The 608-nt window shown below is 31.7% G+C and carries 1 protein-coding gene; it reads left to right on the top strand.

The annotated features are described in order from the left end of the window. The first annotated feature begins 86 nt into the window (after positions 1-86). Positions 87-608 (top strand): helix-turn-helix domain-containing protein, encoded by a 522-nt coding sequence (locus tag CJ255_RS24270; RefSeq protein WP_217352532.1) that lies wholly within the window; start codon positions 87-89, stop codon positions 606-608.

Below are 608 nucleotides of genomic sequence, written 5' to 3'. Positions count from 1 at the left end.
AAGCAATTAAAAAAAGTTTTCGATTGGTTGGCAGGTAACGGTGATTGGGTGTTAGAAGTATTTTATGAATTAAACGCTGAATTAAAATGAGACATAATATTAAATTACCACGGATTCTAAAAATTAACTGGATTAAAGAGTTGTCAATTTCAGTTGTTTTTAATAACGGAGAATCAAGGATTATTGATTTTAGAAAAGTTCTTAAACGGAGTAGTGTTGATAAAGATTCACCCGCAAATATTTTATATGATTCAGATGAGTTTGCAAAGGTGAAACTGGTTGATAATACTCTTTCTTGGGATAATGTTGAGCAATACATTACAATGAGAAATGGCGAGAAAATGAAAGTTCCATATGAGATTGGAGCTGATGTATTGCTTAAATATAGTCAACCTGAAAAGTCAGAATTAGCATTGAAATTAGGTCAAATAATACGCGAGGCACGAATTAAAAGCGGATTAACACAACAAGACTTAGCATTAAAAAGCGGTACTTCAAGGACATATATTTCACGTATTGAAAATGACCGTTCAGATTTAGAAATAGCTACCCTGAGAAAGATAATTGAAACAGGATTAGGTCGAAGATTAGAAATATCAATAAGGTAA

The organism is Candidatus Viridilinea mediisalina, assembly GCF_002532535.1.
Taxonomy (GTDB): domain Bacteria; phylum Chloroflexota; class Chloroflexia; order Chloroflexales; family Chloroflexaceae; genus Viridilinea; species Viridilinea mediisalina.
The sequence above is the reverse complement of the archived record's forward strand: the minus strand, read 5'-3'. Positions and strand labels throughout refer to the sequence as shown.